Here is a 19,728-nt window from a genome sequence, read left to right as displayed (position 1 = left end):
TGCATCCGGCACAACGCGGCTTGCGTACATGAAAGAGCCTGACACGCGCCACCCGCGTCCGCCCAACCGATTCCGGAACCGACCCGCATGACTCGACGCCCGACCGACCGCCCCGCGCCCCGTTCGCGCCAACGCCTCCCGCAGCGGTTACTCAGGCGCGCCGCCGCGCTGGCGCTCGCGCTGCTCGGCGGGTGCAGCGCGACCGGCCTGCTCAACGCCGCCGCGTCGCATTCGACCTTCACCGTCAGCACCGCCATCCCGTACGGCGACGGCCCGCGCCGCAAGCTCGACGTATACGTGCCCGCATCACCGGTCGATGCCGCGCAGGACGGCGCGCAGCATCGACCGGTGGTGGTGTTTTTCTACGGCGGAAGCTGGCAAGGCGGCGACCGGGCAAGCTATCTGTTCGCGGGCGAAGCGCTGGCGTCGCGCGGCTTCGTCGTGGTGGTGCCCGATTACCGGACCTATCCGCAAACCACCTTCCCCGGCTTTATCGACGACGCGGCCGCCGCTGTCCGCTGGGCGCGCGATCATGCCGCCGGATTCGGCGGCGATCCGTCGAAGCTGTTTCTGATGGGTCACTCGGCCGGCGCGCAGATCGCCGTTCTACTCGCCACCGACGGCCGCTACCTCGCCGCGCAACAGATCGGCAAGCGGGAGATTCGCGGCGTGGTCGGTCTCGCCGGTCCCTACGATTTTTTACCGCTGACCGATCCGGTGCTCGAAGACGTGTTTCCGCCCGCGACCCGCGCCGCCAGCCAGCCGATTAACTTCGTCGGCGGCGACGAACCGCCGATGTTTCTCGCCGCCGGCAAGCGCGACAAAGTGGTCGATCCCGGCAACACCGACCGGCTTGCCGCGAAGCTCCGCGCGACGGGCGACACGGTCGAGGTCCGGCACTATCCGTCGGTGGGGCATGCGTTGCTGGTCGGCGCGCTGGCGCGGCCGTTGCGCGGCGTCGCGCCGGTCCTCGCCGACGTGACGCGCTTCATGAACCGGCAACTCGACGAAGACCGCGCTTCGTCGAAGCCCGTTCATTCCGCCGGCGACAACACGAACTGCATCACGTCGGTGCGCTGCTCGTCGAAACCCGCTTCGCAATACGCGAGATAAAGCCGCCACGTGCGCAGGAACACGTCGTCGAAACCGAGCGCGCGAATCGCGTCGATCTCCGATTCGAACGACGCGCGCCACCGCCGCAAGGTTTCCGCGTAATCGCGTCCGAACGACAGCGACGCGAACGCGTCCAGCCCCGCGCGCCGCGCCGCTTTCACGAAGCCTTGCGGACCCGGCAGCATGCCGCCCGGAAAAATGAATTCGCGGATGAAGTCGCTGGTTGCGCGATACGCGGCGAAATGCGCATCCTCGATCGTGATGGTTTGCACCAGCGCCCGCGCGCCCGGTTTCAGCCGCGCCCGCACCACGTCGAAATAGGTCGGCCAGAAACGCTCGCCGACAGCCTCGAACATCTCGATCGACACCACCGCGTCGTACTGTCCTTCGAGCGACCGGTAATCGCGCATTTCCAGTTTCACCCGATGCCCGAGCCGCGCCTCCATCACGCGGGCTTGCGCCAGTTCGAGTTGCGCTTTGGAGATCGTGATGCCGTGCACGCGAATCCCGAGCCGCGCCGCGTGGATCGCAAAACCGCCCCAGCCGCAGCCGATTTCCAGCACGCGCATCCCCGCCGTCAGCCCCAGCGTATCGACGATCCGCTGATACTTCGCCCGTTGCGCGGATTCGAGCGGCGCATCGAACTGGCCGTCGAACAGCGCGCTCGAATACGTGTAGGTCCGGTCCAGCCACAGTCCGTAAAACGGATTGCCGATGTCGTAATGCGCGTGGATATTGCGACGGCTGCCGACCTGCGTATTCGGCCTCAACCGATGCCGCAAGCCGTACCAGAGTTGCGCCAGCCAACCGCCCGAGACAGTCCGCTGCAACGCGCGCTCGTTGCGGATCGCGACCCGCAGCAACGCCGCGAGATCGGGCGTATCGACCCAGCCTTCGCGCCATGCGTCCGCGAAACCGATATCGCCCTTGCGCAGGATCGCGCCGCACGCGCGCCAGTCGTGAATTTCGAGTCGCGCGCTCGGTTGCTGATGCGAGTCGCCGTACATTTTCTGCTGGCCGTCGGGCGTCACCAGCACCAGATGCCCGACCCGGATCCGCTCCAGCAGCGACAGAAACAGCCGTCCGGACGTCGGAATCGTTTGGTGCCCGCGAAGGGTTCTTGAGACGGCCATGTCTAGCTCTCCTCGATCGATGTGGGACGAACGGCGTGCGAGTCCTGCGCGCGTGGCGACGGCGCCGGCGCCGGATGTTTGCCGTAGAACGGCACGCGCTTGATAAACAGCCGCAGTGCCTGCCAGTGAATCCGCGCGACCACGCCCAACGTCAGCAACGGTTGCCGCGCGAGCGCGCCGAGTGCGGCGGCGCGCGTCAACGGCGCGAGCCGTCCGCCGAGCATCGTGCGGATCAGCAGACCATCGGCGTCGTGATAGTCGATCGCAACCGATGTCCGCTGCCGCGACTCGTGTACGCGAAACGTGTAGCCGCCTTCGACGCGGCAAAACGGCGACACATGCAGCACCTTGCGACACTGCAATTCAGTGGACGACGTGATCGGCGCGTGGTCCGGCGCGCTCAGCAGATAGCCGTGCCGCGCGCCGAAGGTATTGCGGACTTCCGCGAACAACGCACGCAACGCGCCTGCGCTGTCGTGGCAAAACCAGAAGCTGACCGGATTGAACGCGTAGCCGAACACGCGCGGAAACGCTTGCAGCCAGATCGCGCCGTCGGCGGGAATGCCTGCGTCCGACAGTTGCGCGCGCATCCAGTCGCCGAGATCGCTGCCGTCGCACGGACCGTGATCGCGCGCGTGCAGACTCAGCGGTGCCCAGCGATTCACGCCGAACCACGCGCTGTCGAGCGAGTCCAGCCGTGCGAGATCGCAACGCACGCAAAACACCGGATAGGCGAAGCGATGGCGCGCCGGCCGCAAGCGTTCGTGCATCACGCGGCCGGTCAGCAACCACGCGGCGGGACGCGGATCGCGCACGTCGGTCATAGCGTCGCCCATGCCGGCGATGCGCCGAAATCCGCCGCGACCCGCAACGCCGATTTCAAACCGTCCTCGTGAAAACCGTAGCCGGTCCACGCTCCCGCGAACCACGTGCGGCGCTGGCCTTGCAGCGACGGCAGACGCTGCTGCGCATCGATTGCGGCCAGATCGAACAGTGGATGATCGTAGGTAAAACGTTGCAACTCGGTGCCCGGCGCGGGTTCGGCAACCGGGTTCAGCGTGACGACCACCGGCGTCGAAAACGGCAACGCCTGCAACTGGTTGACCAGATAGCTGACGCAGACCGGACGCGCGCCGTCGATGCCGCGTCCGCCGAGGTAGTTCCACGCGGACCAGACGCGGCGGCGGCGCGGCAGCAGGTTGATGTCGGTGTGCAAGACGGCCGTGTTCGGTTGATAGCGCACGGCGCGCAGCACGCTGCGTTCCGCGTCGTCGGCGTCGGACAGCAGACGCAGCGAGTCGGGCGCGTGGGTTGCCAGCACCAGCGCGTCGAAACGCTGCGCGCCGCGATCGGTCAATACGTCCACGCCGTCGGCATCGCGGCGCACGCCGTACACCGGCGTGCCGATCCGCACGTCGTCGAGCGTATCGACGATCTTGCGCACGTAGGTGCGTCCGCCGCCGATCACCGACCTCCATTGCGGTCGGCGGTTCACCTGCAACAGCGCGTGATTCAGACAGAAGCGCAGAAAGGTCGTGGCCGGAAACCGCAGCACGTCGGCGGTCGCGCTCGACCAGATCGCGGCGGCCATCGGCAGTAAATAGTGCTGCTGGAACGCGCCGCCATAGCCGCCCGCGGCGAGCAGATCGCCCATCGAGGCGCCGGTCGCGGCGGCCACGTCGAGGTTCTGCTGCGCGCTGCCGTTGAAGCGGACAATGTCGCGCAGCATGCCGATAAAGGTCGGCGAAAACAGATTGCGCCGTTGCGCGAACACCGTGTTCAGATTGGTGCCCGCCCATTCGAGCCGCCCTTCGTCGAGCGACACCGAAAACGACATCTCGCTCGGATGCGAGGCCACGCCGAGTTCGTCGAACAGTGCGATCAGGTTCGGATACGTGCGGTCGTTGAATACGAGGAAACCGGTATCGACCGGATGCGTGTGACCGTCGAGCGTCACATCGACGCTATTGGTGTGGCCGCCCGCGTACGAACCGGCTTCGAACAGGGTCACCTGATGATCGCGCGCCAGCAGATAGGCGCTCGCCAACCCGGCGATGCCGGCACCGACGACGGCGATCCGCTGGCCGCGCGGCAGATGGGGTGAAGCAAAGCGGGCATCGGCATAAGCCATCGACGCGTCTCCGGTAGCGATTCGGCTGGGACGCGTGGCGCATGTTGCCTTTGCCGCCGCGCGTCCATGCCTGAATTACGCGAAGCGCGGGGGATTGGATGCAGCGGGCGGGAAAATCCTGACGAATGCGGATGGGCGGCGCCAAACCAGGCGCGACCACCGGCCGGCGGTCAATGCGACGACACGTAGATCGACGGCGGTCCGGCTTGCGGAATCGCGAATGCCCGTTTCATGCGCTCGACTTCGTCGACGGGGCTCAAACCAAACAAACGCTTGAACTCGCGGCTGAATTGCGACGCGCTTTCGTAGCCGACCTCCGCGCATGCCACGCCCGCGGTTACGTCGTTTCTGACCATCAACAGACGCGCCTGATGCAGGCGCGTCGACTTCAGATATTGCATCGGCGAGGTCTGCGTGACGGCCTTGAAGTGCGTGTGGAAGGACGGCACGCTCATGTTCGCCTCGAGCGCGAGTTGTTCGACGTCGAGCGGCTCGCCGAAACACTGGTGAATCTTGCGGATCGCGCGCGCAATCCGTCCGAACTGCCCTTGCCGCGTCAGCGCGGCACGCATCGAACCGCCCTGCTCGCCGGTCAGCACCCGGAAATAGATTTCGCGTACCAGTGAAGGGCCGAGCAGTTCGGCTTCCAGCGGCACCGTCATCGCTTCGAGAAAACGCAGCACGGTGTCGCCGAGCCGCGCATCGAGCGGCGTCGAGACGAGGCCTTTGGGCTTCGCATGGGTATCGCCGACGCGTTCGTCGAGTTGCAGCATCAGATCGGCGGCGACGTTGAAATCTAGCCGCAGATAGATCGCCAGCATCGGTCGCCCGGCGCTGGCCTCCGTCTCCATCGTGAAAGGAACCGGCACCGACACCGCCAGATAGTGCTGCTCGTCGTACACAAACACCTGATCGCCGAGATAGCCGCGCTTGCGTCCCTGACAGACGATCACGATGCCCGGGTCATACAAAACGGGCGTCCGCTGCAACGGCCGGTTGGAGCGTAGAAACCGGACGTCCGGCAACGGCGACAGGTTGTAGCCTTCGTCGGGCGCGAGGGCGCCCAGCAAGGTCACCATCCGGCGCTGAATCTCCGGCGTAGGTGGCGGCTGGACAGACGGATGCTTCAGCGCATCGTGGGATCGGGCGGAATCGTACGGCACAGCGGCTCTCGCGACAGGTCAGGACAGGCTTCAATGTACGTCCGGTCTGCGTGGAATTCCAGACACTCATAGGATTAGGCAAACATCGCAGATGAACCGGTATTCGCTTCACATTGGCGCGCGCCTACCATGCGCAACATGTCCCGGCGATTCGCAGTGCCGCGTCGGGTTCCTGGAGTTCGTTACGAGGAGCGCATCAGCATGAGCAATGAAACCAGCAAGATTTTCCTGATTACCGGCGTCAGCAGCGGCTTTGGTCGCGCATTTGCCGAAGCAGCATTAAAGGATGGTCACACGGTCATCGGCACCGTGCGTGACGAGCCGGCGCGCCAGGAGTTCGAAGCGCTCGATGCGAGCCGCGCGCATGCGCTGGTGCTCGACGTGTCGGACTTCGACGCGATTCCGGCAGCAGTCGACGCGGTGTCGAAGCGCGTCGGTCCGATCGACGTGCTGGTGAATAACGCGGGTTATGGCCACGAAGGCACGATGGAAGAATCGCCGCTCGACGAACTGCGCCGCCAGTTCGACGTCAACGTATTCGGCGCGGTCGCGATGACGAAAGCCGTGTTGCCGTCGATGCGCGAGCGGCGCAGCGGCCACATCATCAACATCACGTCGATGGGCGGCTTCATCACGATGCCCGGCATCTCGTACTACAACGGCAGCAAGTTCGCGCTTGAAGGCATTTCGGAGTCGCTGTCGAAGGAAGTGGCGGGTTTCGGGATCAAGGTGACGGCGGTTGCGCCGGGCGGTTTCCGCACGGATTGGGCCGGTCGCTCGATGGTCCGCGCCGGGCGCAGCATCGCCGATTACGACACGCTGTTCGATCCGATTCGCGCGGCCCGTCAGGCGCGCAGCGGCAAGCAGGCCGGTGATCCGGCGAAAGCCGCGCAGGCGTTGCTGAAGATCGTCGCGGCGGACAACCCGCCGGTGCATCTGCTGCTCGGCAACGACGCGCTGTCGATGGTCAACGACAAGCTGGCCGAGTTGCATGCGGAAATCGCGGCGTGGGAAAGCGTGACGCGCTCGACGGATTTCACCGAATAGGGGGCATCGGCGCCGGGCCGGGCGCGGCGGCGGCCGTTACGGCGCGGTGATGTCGCCGCCCGGCACGCCGTGATCGTGCGTGCCGATGGTTGCGACGAAACAGGTGCCTTCGTCGAGCGACGAGCGGACTTCCAGCGCGCCGCCGTGCGCCTTGACGATCTGTTTGCAGATATACAGACCGAGCCCGAGACCGCCGCCGGGCTTGCTCGACGCCGGCCGCCAGTACGGTTCGAACACGCGTTCCAGCGTATCCGGACCGATCAGGTCGCCGCCGTTGATCACCGCCATCGACAGCTTGCCGTCGTGCACGCCGACCTTGACCGTCACCGGCGCCGACGGCGAACCGTGCGTCAACGCGTTGGCCAGCAGGTTCGACAGCAGTTGCTGGATGCGCGCCTTGTCGCAGCGGACCGGCACGTTCACCGCGATCTCATCGACGACGATCCGGTCTGGATTCGCCTCGCGCAATTCGTTGACGACGTTTTGCAGCGACGCGCCGAGTTCGCTCTCGGTTTCGATCGACACACCGATTCCCGAGCCGAGGCGGCCGCGCGCGAAATCCATCACGTCGTCGATCAGACGCGACATCCGTTGCGTGGTGGACTTGAGCCGCTGACCGATCCGCATCAGGTCCGGCTCGTTCTTGCGCAGCGTCAGCAGTTCCGCGTTCGCACTCACCGCCGACAGCGGATTGCGCAAGTCGTGGCCGAGCACGGCGATGAACTGCTCGCGCAGCTTCGCGGTTTCGCGTTCGTCCAACAGCGCATTTTCCGCCGCCTCGCGACGCATTTCGTTGACGAGTTGCAGCGCGATCAGGCTCGCGAACACTTCGAACATGCCGAGTGTGCGGCCGTCCTTGATGGGCGCGGGATGCGCATCGATCGCGCAGAGATTGCCGAAGTACGAGCCGTCGGGCAGCACGATCGGCACGGAGATATAACTGCCGAGCTTGTAGATGCGTGATGTGTGATGACCGCGATAGACGGGATCGGCGTCGAAATTGTCGATCACGATCGGCACGCGCGCCGTGCGCGATTCGTAGCACAGCGTGGTGCGCAATTCGAGTTGACCGCCGACCTTCAGACCGAAGTTCACGGTGTCGCGAACCGCGCAGGCGGTCCACGTACCGTCGGTCACGCGCGCGACCGCCGCGAATCCCATGCCGGTGTTCTCGCAGATCAAACGCAAGATCGCGGGAATCGCATCGATACGATTCACCGCGGCCACGACCTGCGAAATGGCGTCGGCGCTATCGTCCGTGCCAGCTAATGTGTTCATGCGCCCCCGCCTGCAATACTGACTCAAGCGCTAATTTTTACACGATTCCCGGATCGGCTAAAAGTGCGGCAGCGCACTGGACGACCGGAAGATATCGAAGGCCCGAACCGGGCACGCATGACTGGATTATCGCGGCGCAAAAAGCAAAAACCCCGCAGATTTTACCCTGCGGGGTTTTCATAATTTTGGCGGAAAGGGTGAGATTCGAACTCACGGTACAGCATAACTGTACACCGGATTTCGAGTCCGGCGCATTCGACCACTCTGCCACCTTTCCGGCATTTCTGATGAACGCCTGACTGCGCTGCTCACCATCTACAAGCGGGTCGCTGCTTGGAGAAAAAAGATTATAGAACAGCTAATCTCACTTTCCAAGCCCCCTCTCGAAAAAAATCGTCAAACAGCGGCGACCACTTCAAGCCGTTCGAGTCCGCCCAGATACGGACGCAACGCGGCCGGCACCGTCACCGAGCCATCGGCGTTCTGGAAGTTCTCCAGCACGGCGACCAGCGTACGGCCCACCGCGAGACCCGAACCGTTCAACGTATGCACCATCTCCGGCTTGCCTTGCGCATTGCGATAACGCGCCTGCATCCGGCGCGCCTGGAAGGCTTCGGTGTTCGAGCAGCTGGAGATCTCGCGATACGTGTTCTGCGCCGGCAACCACACTTCGAGGTCGTAGGTCTTGGTGGCGGAGAAGCCCATGTCGCCGGTGCACAGCGTGATCACGCGATAAGGCAGCTCCAGCTTTTGCAGGATCGCCTCCGCGTGCGTGACCATTTGCTCGAGCGCGTCGTACGACGTTTCGGGCGCCACGATCTGAACCATTTCGACCTTGTCGAACTGATGCTGACGGATCAGACCGCGCGTGTCGCGGCCATACGAGCCCGCTTCCGAGCGGAAGCACGGGGAATGCGCGGTCAACCTGATCGGCAGCGCATCTGCTTCGACGATGCTGTCGCGCACTGTGTTCGTCAGCGAAATTTCGGACGTGGAGATCAGATACTGCGTAACCGTATTTTCTTCGCCGCCCTTCTCGACACGGAACATGTCGTCGGCGAACTTCGGAAGCTGGCCGGTGCCATACAGGACTTCCGGATTCACGATGTACGGTGTGTACATTTCCGTGTAGCCGTGATGCTGCGTGTGCGTGTCGATCATGAACTGCGCAAGCGCGCGATGCAGACGCGCGATCTGACCGCGCAGCACCGTGAAGCGCGCGCCCGACAGCTTCGCGCCGGTCTCGAAGTCGAGGCCGAGCGGCGTGCCGACATCCACGTGATCCTTCACTTCGAAATCGAACTGACGCGGCGTGCCCCAACGGCGCACTTCAACGTTCTCCGATTCGTCCTTGCCGGCCGGCACGCTTTCGTGCGCCAGGTTCGGCATGCCGAGCAACAGGTCGGACACACGCTTTTGCGTGTCTTCCAGTTGAACGGCCGACGCCTTCATTTCGTCGCCGAGACCGCCGACTTCGGCCATCACCGCCGACGTGTCCTCGCCTCGCCCTTTCATCGCGCCGATCTGCTTCGACAGACTGTTACGACGCGCCTGGAGTTCTTCGGTGCGGGTCTGGATGGCACGGCGTTCCGCTTCGAGCGCGGTGAACGCCGCGACGTCGAGCGTGTAGCCGCGGTCGGCGAGGCGCCTGGCGACGCCGTCGAGGTCTTTGCGCAGCAGCTGGATATCGAGCATGGGATGGGGCGGGTGTTCGTTGTATGAATCTGCGATTTTAGCGCACCGGCGAGGCCGGACGGGGCTTCCAGGTGATTGCGTGTTGCTGCGTTGCGGCGCGCGGTGCCGTGCGGGCCACAACGCGCACGCCGCTCACCCTTTCTTCGGCTTGTTCTCGCTGCGCCATTGCGCGTCGAGTTCGGCCAGCCGGGCCATCTTGTCGCCGATCTTGCCTTCGAGCCCGCGCGGCGTGGGCTGGTACCAGTGCGGCTCGCGCATCCCGTCGGGCAGATACGTTTCGCCCGCCGCATACGCGTCGGGTTCGTCGTGCGCGTAACGGTATTCGTGACCGTAGCCGAGTTCCTTCATCAGTTTGGTCGGCGCGTTGCGCAAATGCACCGGCACCGCCCGCGACTGATCCTTGCTGACGAAGCGCCGCACTTCGTTGTACGCGTTGTAACCCGCGTTCGACTTCGGCGCGACCGCCAGATAGATGAGCGCCTGCGCGAGCGCCAGTTCGCCTTCCGGCGTGCCGAGACGCTCGTAGGTTTCGGCGGCGTCGAGCGTGATGCGTGCCGCGCGCGGGTCGGCCAGACCGATGTCCTCCCACGCCATGCGCACGATGCGCCGCGCCAGATAACGCGGATCGGCGCCGCCGTCGAGCATCCGGCAGAACCAGTACAGCGCGCCGTCCGGGTTGCTGCCGCGCACCGACTTGTGCAGCGCGCTGATCTGGTCGTAGAACGCGTCGCCGCCTTTGTCGAAGCGGCGCAGATTTTCCGCGAGCGCGCTGCCGAGCAACGCGCCGTCGATCTCCGTGGTCTTTTGCTGGGCGGCTGCGCGCGCGACGATTTCGAGGTTGTTCAGAAGCTTGCGGCCGTCGCCGTCGGCGGAACCGACCAGCGCGTCGCGGGATTCGTCGGTGAACGTGAGCCCGCCGAGTTCCTGTTGCGCACGGTCGAGCAACTCGCGCTGCTCGTCGTCGGTCAGGCTTTTGAGCACATAGACGGCCGCCCGCGACAGCAGCGCGCTGTTCACTTCGAACGACGGGTTTTCCGTCGTCGCGCCGACGAACACGAACAGCCCCGACTCGACGTGCGGCAAGAACGCGTCCTGCTGGCTCTTGTTGAAGCGATGCACTTCGTCGACGAACACCAGCGTCTGATGGCCGTTCGCGCGATGGATCTGCGCGGTTTCGACGGCTTCACGAATGTCCTTCACGCCCGACAGCACCGCCGACAGCGCGATGAACTGCGCGTGGAACGCGTCGGCCATCAGGCGCGCGAGCGTGGTCTTGCCGACGCCGGGCGGACCCCAGAGGATCATGGAATGCGCCTCGCCGGACTCGAACGCGACCCGCAGCGGCTTGTTCGGGCCGAGCAGATGCGTCTGGCCGATCACTTGATCGATATTGCGGGGCCGTAGCCGCTCGGCGAGCGGAACGTTGGCACGGGGTTCTTCGAACATGGCGTTTTGGCGATAATCTCGGCGTTGCGGATCGGCTGGCGGGCTCGCCTTGGTTCGAACGACTCGAACGGAAGCGTGACGCAGACGCCGCATCAGGTCATGCATTATGACAGCCGGCGCGGCAGCGCGAGCCCTGGCCGAATGGCTAACGCGCAGTCGAAACCGTCGCGAGCGGGCAAACCGCGGCTAGACTCCTGGCTATCGTCGCTAAACCGCGCAGCACACCGCACACCCAAACAGACAACAACATCCAGCAACACGGACAGGAACGACATCAGATGGCAAACGATCCGCTCACCGGCGACGCCGGTTCCACTTACGCGCCGCTTACACCGGTGCCCGATTCGCGTCGCGAATTCCGCACCGGCGACGCGTTCGCGCTCTGGTTCTCGCTCGGCATCGGCTTGCTGGTCGCGCAGGCGGGCGCGTTGCTCGTGCCGGGCCTGTCGTTGCCGCACGCGCTCGCGGCCATCGCGATCGGCAGTGTGATCGGCGTGGTGCTGCTGGCGCTGGCGGGCGTGATCGGCACGGATACGGGGCTCGCGGCGATGTCGTCGTTGCGGCCCACGCTGGGCGTGCGCGGCGCGTCGGTGCCGGCTGTGCTCAATGCCGTGCAACTGGTCGGCTGGGGCTCGTTCGAAGTCATCGTGATGCGCGATTCGGCGGACGCGCTGGCCAAACAGGCATTCGGTCTGTCGATGCCGCTGGTGTGGACGATCGTGTTCGGCATTCTCGCGACGCTGCTCGCAATCAGCGGGCCGCTGTCGTTCGTGCGGCGCTTTCTGCGCACGTGGGGCATCTGGTTGCTGCTCGCGGGCGCGGTGTGGCTCACCTACAACCTGCTGTCGAATCACGACCTGGCAGCGATGATGCGTCGTCCGGGCACGGGCGAGATGTCGTTCGGCGGCGCAATCGATCTGGTGGTCGCAATGCCCTTGTCGTGGCTGCCGCTGATCGCCGATTACACCCGTTTCGGCAAGCGCCCCGGCGATACCTTCCGTGGCACGCTGCTCGGCTACGGCATCGCGAATATCTGGTTCTATGCGCTGGGCGCGGTATACGGACTGGCCGCCGGTGGCGGCGATGCGCTGCTGACGGGTGCGCTCGCGCAGGCAGGCGGCGGTCTTGCGCTGCTGCTGATCCTGATCGACGAGATCGACAACGCGTTCGCGGACATTCACTCGGCCGCCGTATCGACGGGCACGTTCTGGACGCGCGGCAATGTGCCGTGGCTGTCGGCAGGATTCGGCGCGCTGTGCACGGTGATTGCGCTCGCGATTCCGATGGCGAAGTATCAGAACTTCCTGCTGCTGATCGGCTCGGTGTTCGCGCCGCTGTTCGGCGTCGTGCTGGTGGATCACTTCATCGTGCGCAAGCGCCGGATCGAAGCGGCCGTACTCGCCGACGTGCGGGGTCGCTACGGCTATTCGGGCGGCTGGCATGTCAGCGCGTTTATCGCGTGGGCGGTCGGGATCGCCGCGTATCAGGCCATCAATACGTGGCTGCCGAATCTCGGCGCGACGCTGCCCTCGCTCGCGATCGGCGCTGTCTGCTATCTGGCGCTGGTGTCGGGGCGTCGCGCGGCGTATGCGTGAGGCGTGAGACGTGAGACGTGAGGCGTGCATCGGATCGATGCACGGCCGCGCAGGAACGAGAACGGCAACGGACAGATTCCGGGCGGTCTAAGGCCGTATGGCCATCCATCGCTCGTGACAAAAAATGACGTTTTCGACGGCTCGAACGCCGTTTTAGAGATCCTCGTCGGCGCTAGACTGTAGATACGCTAGCGTATATCCATGAGGATCGTATGAAGCTACAGGTCGCGAAGTGGGGAAACAGCCTCGCGTTGCGCTTACCCGCCGAGTTCGTGCGTCGGCCTGACATCAAGGAAGGAGATTCCGTGCAAGCAAATCTGACTGTAGACGGCGGCATTCATATCCGCTCCGCCGAATGGAATCGCGGCGTGTTCGCGCAAGAACTGGAAACGGTCCGCGCAGCCATGCCCATGACCGAACCCGTCGTCGAGGTCATGCGTCAAGGCGAGCGTTACTGATGGTGTACGTCGACACAAGCGTGCTGGTCGCGCTTTTCGTCAACGAGCCGATGAGTCGCGCGGTCGCCAACTGGTATGCGGCATGCACGGAAGAGCTGGGATCGGCGGCATGGTGCGTGACCGAGTTTGCGAGCGCGCTTGGCATCAAGCAACGCGCCCAGCAGATTTCGGCGGGCCAGGGTGCGTCGGCATGGGGCGCGTTCGAACGGCTTTGTGCGAATGACCTGCGACTGTTGCCGCTTGAACAGCAAGACTTCCATCAAGCCGCCAAGCTCACCCGGAACGCCGCGGCCGGCTTGCGCGCGGGCGATGCCTTGCATCTTGCCGCCGAACGGGTGGCAGGCGCACGGTCCATCGCCACGCTCGACAACCAGCTTGCGCGCGGTGCAAAACGGTTGAAGATCAAGCCGCTGACGTTTGTCGCTTCGGCTTGAATACCGGATGCGAATGCAAAACGGCCCGCGTTAAACGCGGGCCGTTTTTTCATCCAGCATCACATCGCCGCGATCGCACGCTCAACCGTTGATCACGTCCGCGCCCTTCGGCACCGTGAACTTGAACGCATCCGCGCCCAACGGCGGGTTCTTCTGAATGTTCGAGAACGTCAGCAGCGTGACGTTGCCGAACACGTCATGCAATTCCATCGCCTGGAGATTGCCGTCCTTGAAGCCGATACCCACTTTCTGGAACTGCGTGTCCTTCGCTTTCGGCGTCAACTCCAGCCAGTCGATGCCGGCCTTCACGCCTGCATCCTTCAGCGTGAAATTCTTGTCGAGGTCGTTGCTGCCGAACAGGATCGCAGCCGGGCTCGCGCCCAACGCGCCGCCAAGAGCACGCACCGTCACCTGATTCAGATCCTTGTCGTACACGTAGAGCTTGTCGCCGTCGGCCTGAAGCAGTTGGCTGTAAGGCTTCTCGTACGACCAGATGAATTTACCCGGACGCGCAAACACGAAGGTTCCGCTCGACGTGCCCGTGGACTTCATCATCGGCGTGGCGTCGCTGCCGCTGGCGGGCTTGCTCGGCGCGCGCACTTCCTGCTGCACGAAATTGCCGCGCGCGGACTTCACCTGCGCGACGAACGCCTTCAATTGCTCGGTGCCGCTTGCGAACGCCTGCGACGCAACCAGCATCGACGCGCCGACTGCGAGCACCCGAACCAGTTGACCGAACCGGCCAGAGTGGCGGGCAGTGTGCCCGGCGTTAAGCTGCATATCGATCTCCGTGAAAAACAACGCTAAATAGGAAAGTGTGAAGACGAACGGGCGGCGGGCGACCCGCGCCGCGCCCTGTCGAAAGCGATGCGCGTTTTATTCGGCCTCGCGGGCCGGCGCGAGAATTTCGCGGTTGCCGCTCGACGACATCGTCGATACCAGCCCCGACTGTTCCATCTGCTCCAGCAGCCGCGCCGCGCGGTTGTAGCCGATCCGCAAATGCCGCTGCACCAGCGAAATCGACGCGCGGCGATTCTTGATCACCACCTCGACCGCCTGATCGTATAGAGGATCGGACTCGCCGCCACCCGCGCCGGTTCCCGCCGCACCTTCGCCGGCTTCGTCGCCTTCGCCTGTCACGCCGCCTTCGAGAATGCCTTCGATGTAATTCGGCTCGCCCTGCTCCTTGAGCTTGTCGACGACACGATGCACTTCTTCATCGGAGACGAACGCGCCGTGCACGCGGACCGGTATGCCGCTACCCGGCGGCAGGTACAGCATGTCGCCCATGCCGAGCAGCGATTCCGCGCCCATCTGGTCGAGAATCGTGCGCGAGTCGATTTTGGACGACACCTGGAACGCCATCCGGGTCGGCACGTTAGCCTTGATCAGGCCGGTAATCACATCGACGGAAGGACGCTGCGTGGCGAGAATCAGGTGCAGCCCGGCCGCGCGCGCCTTCTGCGCAATCCGCGCGATCAGTTCTTCGACCTTCTTGCCGACCACCATCATCAGGTCGGCCAGTTCGTCGATGACGATCACGATATTCGGCAGACGTTGCAGCGGCTCCGGCTCTTCCGGCGTCAGGCTGAACGGATTCGGCAGCTTTTCGTCGCGCTTCGCGGCTTCGTCGATCTTGTTGTTGTAGCCCGCCAGATTGCGCACGCCGAGCTTGCTCATCAGCTTGTAGCGCCGTTCCATCTCCGCCACCGCCCAGTTGAGCGCGTGCCCGGCCTGACGCATATCCGTGACAACCGGACACAACAGATGCGGAATGCCTTCGTAGACGCTCATTTCGAGCATCTTCGGATCGATCAGGATCATGCGGACCTGATCGGCGCTGGACTTGTACAGCAACGACAGAATCATTGCGTTGATGCCGACCGACTTGCCCGAGCCCGTCGTACCGGCGACCAGCAAGTGCGGCATCTTCGCGAGATCGGCGCAGACCGGCTTGCCGCCGATATCCTTGCCGAGGCCCATCGTCAGCGGCGAAGCGGCGTCCGCATAGACCGCCGAGCCGAGAATTTCCGACAGGCTGACCGTCTGGCGACGCTGGTTCGGCAACTCCAGCGCCATGAAATTTTTGCCCGGAATCGTCTCCACGACGCGGATCGACACCAGCGACAGCGAACGCGCCAGATCTTTCGCGAGCCCGACGATCTGGCTGCCCTTCACGCCGGTGGCGGGTTCGATCTCGTAGCGCGTGACGACCGGCCCCGGATACGCGGCAACCACGCTGACCTCGACGCCGAAATCCTTCAGCTTCTTTTCGATCAGGCGGGACGTGAATTCGAGCGTGTCGGCGGAAATGGTTTCCTGCGCGGCGGGCGCGGGATCGAGCAGCGAAATGGGCGGCAATTTGGAATCACCGGGCAGGTCCGTGAACAGCGGCACCTGGCGTTCTTTCTCGACGCGCTCCGATTTCTCCGGCTTCGTGACGGGCGGCACGATGATGACCGGCTCGTGTTCTTCGATCCGTACGCGGCCTTTTTCGACCTTGCCTTCGCGTTTGACGGCGGCCGCTTCGCCGAGTTTGCGGTCGCGGCCGGCCTCGCGGCGCAGCTTCGCGAGCGTGACGGCGTTGATGATCGATTCGCCGACCTTCTCGCACACCGACAGCCACGAAAACCGGAAATACAGCGACAACCCGATGGCGAGCAGGATCAGCAGCGCGAGCGTGCCGCCGGTAAAGCCGAGCGCATGCGTCATGCCCTTCGCGACCGCTTCGCCGATCACGCCACCCGGCGCGCGCGGCAACTGCACTTTCAGCGACCACATCCGCATGGCCTCGATGCCGTCGCACGCGAGCAGCACCAGCACGAACGCGAACACTTCGGCGAGCCAGGTGGTGTCGCGCGGCTTGTCTTCGTCGTCGGGGAGCGCCTCGTGGCGCGTGATGCGGCGGTAGTTGGCGGAGATGCGCCGGACCAGTACGACCACCCACCAGTAGGCGGACAGCCCGAACAGCAAAAGGAGAATATCGGATGTCCACGCGCCGACGCGGCCCGCCCAGTTGGCGATGTGATCGACCTGCGCGGCGTGCGTCCAGCTGGGATCGCGGCGGCTGTAGCTAACCAGCGCCATCAGCAGGAACACGCCGAGCGCGACCTGCAAAATCCAGCGGATTTCGGTGAACAGGCGCGACATGCGGTGCGGCAATGCCTGCGCGCTCGGGGAATAAGGTGCTTTTGCCATTGATCCTGTTGCGTGGCCCGTTGCTCGTGCGGCTTTTGATCCTGCCTTGATCCAGCTTTTTGGTCCAACTTGTTGCGGGCTATTGTAAACGCAGTGTTGTGGCGGAGGCTGTAAATGACGGTAACTGAAAACGGGGAACGAAAACCCGCCCGCAAACCCAAACGGAGAGCCGGTGGGACCGCGTTGTGAGTTAACGCTATCGCCGCGATGAGAAAGCCTCATGGAGCAGCCCTGCGCCCCGCCCTTTATAATGCTCGGCTGATACCCATCTACTGGTTCAGCCCGAGTTCTGGCTGAAACTGCGCGGCCTCGCCACAGCGAGTCCGGCGCCTTTTTACGGATTTCGATCATGCCCGCTATCACCAAACACGCCAAGGTTCTGATTCTCGGTTCCGGCCCTGCCGGTTACACGGCTGCCGTCTACGCTGCGCGCGCCAATCTGGCGCCGGTGATGATCACGGGCCTCGCGCAAGGCGGCCAGCTGATGACCACCACCGACGTGGAAAACTGGCCGGCCGACGCGAAAGGCGTGCAAGGCCCGGAACTGATGGCCCGTTTCCAGGAGCACGCAGAGCGCTTCAACACGGAAATCATCTTCGACCACATTCACACGGCCAAGCTGACCGAAAAGCCCATCCGTCTGATCGGCGATTCGGGCGAATACACGTGCGACTCGCTGATCATCGCGACGGGCGCGTCGGCGCAGTATCTCGGCATGCCGTCGGAAGAAGCGTTCATGGGCAAGGGCGTGTCCGCGTGCGCCACGTGCGACGGTTTCTTCTACCGCAACCAGCACGTGGCCGTGATCGGCGGCGGCAATACGGCGGTCGAAGAAGCGCTGTATCTGTCCGGCATCGCGAAGAAAGTGACGGTCATCCACCGCCGCGACAAATTCCGCGCGGAGCCGATCCTGATCGACCGTTTGCTGGCGAAAGAAAAAGAAGGCGTCGTCGAGATCAAGTGGAATCACGTGCTCGACGAAGTCACCGGCGACGATTCCGGCGTGACCGGTCTGCGCATCAAGCACAAGGACAGCGGCGAAACCACTGACCTCGCGCTGCAAGGTCTGTTCGTCGCGATCGGCCACAAGCCGAACACGGACATTTTCGCTGGCCAGCTGGAGATGAAGAACGGCTACATCATCACCAACGGCGGTCTGACCGGCAATGCAACCGGCACCAGCATCGCGGGCGTGTTCGCCGCGGGCGACGTGCAGGATCACATCTACCGTCAGGCCATCACCAGCGCCGGCACGGGCTGTATGGCCGCGCTCGACGCGCAGCGCTATCTGGAAACGATCGACGAAATGGCCGGCGACCACGCAATGAGCGCCGAAGCCGATCGTTAAAACGGACCGGTAAAATAGCGTTCGGGCATCGTCCCGGACGCCGTTTCGCACCATCGACCCGAAGAGGGCCGCGGCGACACGCCAGCGGCCCTTTTTGCATTTTGCGACGTCCCGTGCGCGCTGAAGCCGACGACGCACGGCGACACATAACCGCGCGCCGACGATGTCTTTTCCGCGTGACCGATGCACGAAGCGTTCTTGTCGTGTATGACGTTCAAGGTCACTCACGCAGTTTTAATCCGCCCGTCTCACGCCATGCCGAAGAATCTGCCCCACCCTGCCGAACCGAAGCGCCGCCAGGCCGCGAAGCCTGCCGCGCCCGTGGCCGCACCGGCCGCCGCCGCGCCGACCGTCGATCCGAAAGCCGGTCTTGCCGGACTCGGCGCGTTGCGCGATGCGTTGAAGGTCGACACGAAGCGTCGCGAGGTAGCGAAAGCGGTGGCCGTGCAGGCACAGCGCGAAGCCACCGCCGACGCCGATCTGTTCCGCCGCGAGATTGGCGCCGTGGCACCGCTGGTCGCACCGCCGCGCGTGCCACCGGTTCGCACGCCGCCATCGACGCTGCCCGTCCAGACGCAACGCGACGAAGAAGCGGTGCTGCACGAAGCGATCTCCGACGAATACGATCCCGAGATCCTGCTCGACACCGACGAAACCCTCTATTACCACCGTCCCGGCATCGGTCAGGGCGTGGTGCGCAAGCTGCGCAGCGGCACGTGGATCGTGCAGGCGCAACTGGATCTGCACGGCATGCGTCGTGACGAAGCGCGCGAGGCGCTGGCGGAGTTCATCCGCGAATCGGTGAAGCGCGGGCTGCGTTGTTTGCGCGTGATTCACGGCAAGGGGCTCGGATCGATCGGCAAGGAGCCGGTGCTGAAGGGCAAAGTGCGTGCGTGGCTGGTGCAGAAGGAAGAAGTGATCGCGTTTTGCCAGGCGCGCGCGCATGACGGCGGCGCGGGCGCGGTGCTGGTGTTGTTGCAACCCGGCGCGCATCCGCATCCGCATGCGCATCCGGCGTCGCATCCTCAAGACTGATTTCGCGGCGAGGTTCCCTTGATTCATCCTCGATTGACGCTGGCGCTGACCATCATGGAGGCGCTGGCCATTTTTGCGTATGCGATTTCCGGCCTGATCGAAGCGCGGACGCGGCGGCTCGATGCCGTCGGCACGTTTCTGGTCGCGATGGCGACTGCGTTCGGCGGCGGGACGATGCGCGATATTTTGCTGGAGCGTCGGCCGTTCTATTGGGTCGAGCATCAGGGTTATATGCTCGCGATTTTTGCGCTGGCGCTGTTTGCGCCGACCGTGCTGAAGGCGACGTCGCGGGTGCTGTCGAATCGCGTGTTACTGGTCGCGGACGCGATCGGGCTGGGACTGTTTTCGATTTCGGGGACGTCGCTGGCGCTGGATGCGCAGATGCCTCGATTCACGGCGGTGATGCTTGGGGTGATTACCGGCGTGTTTGGCGGCGTGATTCGCGACGTGCTGTGTAATGAGGTGCCGCTGATTTTGCGGGACTCACGGCCTTATGCGACGTGCGCGTTTGTCGGGTGCTGGGTTTATGTCGGGCTGGATTATGTGGCGTTCGATACGGTTTACTCGGTGATGGCGGCTGCGGGGTTTATTTTGTTGGCGCGGCTCGTTACTTTTAGGTTGGATGTGAGGTTGCCGCATTGAGGCGACCATTTC

At 64.2% G+C, this 19,728-nt stretch carries 17 protein-coding genes and 1 tRNA gene; 8 read left to right on the top strand and 10 right to left on the bottom strand.

From position 1 onward, the window contains the following. Positions 1–87 precede the first annotated feature (87 nt). Positions 88–1,113: an alpha/beta hydrolase gene (locus PW947_RS24065; protein ID WP_299634907.1), complete on the top strand. Its 1,026-nt coding sequence runs from the start codon at positions 88–90 to the stop codon at positions 1,111–1,113. On the opposite strand, the gene PW947_RS24060 is transcribed toward PW947_RS24065, so the two are convergent. The 4 genes from PW947_RS24060 to PW947_RS24045 form a co-directional block, all read right to left on the bottom strand. Then, entirely contained in the window at positions 1,035–2,246 is a 1,212-nt protein-coding gene (locus PW947_RS24060) for a cyclopropane-fatty-acyl-phospholipid synthase family protein (RefSeq protein WP_299634906.1), read from the bottom strand. The two genes, PW947_RS24065 and PW947_RS24060, sit on opposite strands and share 79 nt — an antisense overlap. A 2-nt stretch (positions 2,247–2,248) precedes the next feature. Continuing rightward, positions 2,249–3,082 (bottom strand): DUF1365 domain-containing protein, encoded by an 834-nt coding sequence (locus PW947_RS24055; protein WP_299634905.1) that lies wholly within the window; start codon positions 3,080–3,082, stop codon positions 2,249–2,251. After that, positions 3,067–4,377, bottom strand: coding sequence for an FAD-dependent oxidoreductase (locus PW947_RS24050; protein ID WP_299634904.1), 1,311 nt, complete (start codon positions 4,375–4,377; stop codon positions 3,067–3,069). The genes PW947_RS24055 and PW947_RS24050 overlap by 16 nt, the downstream gene beginning before the upstream one ends. Before the next feature lie 170 nt (positions 4,378–4,547). Beyond that, positions 4,548–5,456 (bottom strand): AraC family transcriptional regulator, encoded by a 909-nt coding sequence (locus PW947_RS24045; protein ID WP_299635982.1) that lies wholly within the window; start codon positions 5,454–5,456, stop codon positions 4,548–4,550. 285 nt (positions 5,457–5,741) lie between these two features. Here PW947_RS24045 and PW947_RS24040 point away from each other — a divergent pair, with 285 nt between their 5' ends. Beyond that, the gene (locus PW947_RS24040) at positions 5,742–6,587 is read left to right on the top strand and encodes an oxidoreductase (protein WP_299634903.1); all 846 of its coding nucleotides are present in this window, start codon (positions 5,742–5,744) and stop codon (positions 6,585–6,587) included. A gap of 36 nt (positions 6,588–6,623) precedes the next feature. Here PW947_RS24040 and PW947_RS24035 read toward each other — a convergent pair whose 3' ends face one another. The 4 genes from PW947_RS24035 to PW947_RS24020 all read right to left on the bottom strand — a co-directional run bounded on the left by PW947_RS24035 (position 6,624) and on the right by PW947_RS24020 (position 11,006). Then, a complete protein-coding gene (locus tag PW947_RS24035; RefSeq protein ID WP_299634902.1) occupies positions 6,624–7,865 on the bottom strand; it encodes a HAMP domain-containing sensor histidine kinase in 1,242 nt (413 codons plus the stop codon). Positions 7,866–8,051: 186 nt separating this feature from the next. Next, positions 8,052–8,142: transfer RNA gene (locus PW947_RS24030), tRNA-Ser, on the bottom strand. Between the two features lie 119 nt (positions 8,143–8,261). Further along, the gene (gene serS, locus PW947_RS24025; protein WP_299634901.1) at positions 8,262–9,560 is read right to left on the bottom strand and encodes a serine--tRNA ligase; all 1,299 of its coding nucleotides are present in this window, start codon (positions 9,558–9,560) and stop codon (positions 8,262–8,264) included. Between the two features lie 132 nt (positions 9,561–9,692). Beyond that, positions 9,693–11,006, bottom strand: a complete 1,314-nt coding sequence (locus tag PW947_RS24020; RefSeq protein WP_299634900.1) for a replication-associated recombination protein A — start codon at positions 11,004–11,006, stop codon at positions 9,693–9,695. 278 nt (positions 11,007–11,284) lie between these two features. Here PW947_RS24020 and cytX point away from each other — a divergent pair, with 278 nt between their 5' ends. The 3 genes from cytX to PW947_RS24005 all read left to right on the top strand — a co-directional run bounded on the left by cytX (position 11,285) and on the right by PW947_RS24005 (position 13,493). Then, the gene (gene cytX / locus PW947_RS24015; RefSeq protein WP_299634899.1) at positions 11,285–12,601 is read left to right on the top strand and encodes a putative hydroxymethylpyrimidine transporter CytX; all 1,317 of its coding nucleotides are present in this window, start codon (positions 11,285–11,287) and stop codon (positions 12,599–12,601) included. A 212-nt stretch (positions 12,602–12,813) separates the two neighbouring features. Further along, positions 12,814–13,059 carry an AbrB/MazE/SpoVT family DNA-binding domain-containing protein gene (locus tag PW947_RS24010; RefSeq protein WP_299634897.1) on the top strand — a complete coding sequence of 82 codons (246 nt, stop codon included), beginning with the start codon at positions 12,814–12,816 and terminating at the stop codon, positions 13,057–13,059. Then, positions 13,059–13,493, top strand: a complete 435-nt coding sequence (locus PW947_RS24005) for a type II toxin-antitoxin system VapC family toxin (RefSeq protein ID WP_299634896.1) — start codon at positions 13,059–13,061, stop codon at positions 13,491–13,493. Before PW947_RS24010 ends, PW947_RS24005 begins: the two co-directional genes overlap by 1 nt. A gap of 81 nt (positions 13,494–13,574) precedes the next feature. Here the strand turns inward: PW947_RS24005 and lolA are convergent, their stop codons facing one another. Together lolA and PW947_RS23995 are read right to left on the bottom strand one after the other, a co-directional pair. After that, a complete protein-coding gene (lolA, locus tag PW947_RS24000; protein WP_299634895.1) occupies positions 13,575–14,273 on the bottom strand; it encodes an outer membrane lipoprotein chaperone LolA in 699 nt (232 codons plus the stop codon). Positions 14,274–14,369: 96 nt separating this feature from the next. Continuing rightward, complete coding sequence (locus PW947_RS23995) at positions 14,370–16,691, bottom strand: DNA translocase FtsK (RefSeq protein WP_299634894.1); 2,322 nt, start codon at positions 16,689–16,691, stop codon at positions 14,370–14,372. A gap of 349 nt (positions 16,692–17,040) precedes the next feature. Between PW947_RS23995 and trxB the strand changes: the two genes are divergently transcribed. The 3 genes from trxB to PW947_RS23980 all read left to right on the top strand — a co-directional run bounded on the left by trxB (position 17,041) and on the right by PW947_RS23980 (position 19,716). Further along, positions 17,041–18,039: a thioredoxin-disulfide reductase gene (gene trxB / locus PW947_RS23990; RefSeq protein WP_299634893.1), complete on the top strand. Its 999-nt coding sequence runs from the start codon at positions 17,041–17,043 to the stop codon at positions 18,037–18,039. A gap of 255 nt (positions 18,040–18,294) precedes the next feature. After that, the gene (locus tag PW947_RS23985; RefSeq protein WP_299634892.1) at positions 18,295–19,074 is read left to right on the top strand and encodes a Smr/MutS family protein; all 780 of its coding nucleotides are present in this window, start codon (positions 18,295–18,297) and stop codon (positions 19,072–19,074) included. A 21-nt stretch (positions 19,075–19,095) separates the two neighbouring features. Next, positions 19,096–19,716, top strand: coding sequence for a trimeric intracellular cation channel family protein (locus tag PW947_RS23980; RefSeq protein ID WP_299635981.1), 621 nt, complete (start codon positions 19,096–19,098; stop codon positions 19,714–19,716). The last annotated feature ends 12 nt before the right edge of the window (positions 19,717–19,728 follow it).

Origin of the sequence: Paraburkholderia sp., from assembly GCF_028283785.1 — a bacterium.
In the GTDB taxonomy this organism is placed as follows: domain Bacteria; phylum Pseudomonadota; class Gammaproteobacteria; order Burkholderiales; family Burkholderiaceae; genus Paraburkholderia.
The sequence above is the reverse complement of the archived record's forward strand: the minus strand, read 5'-3'. Positions and strand labels throughout refer to the sequence as shown.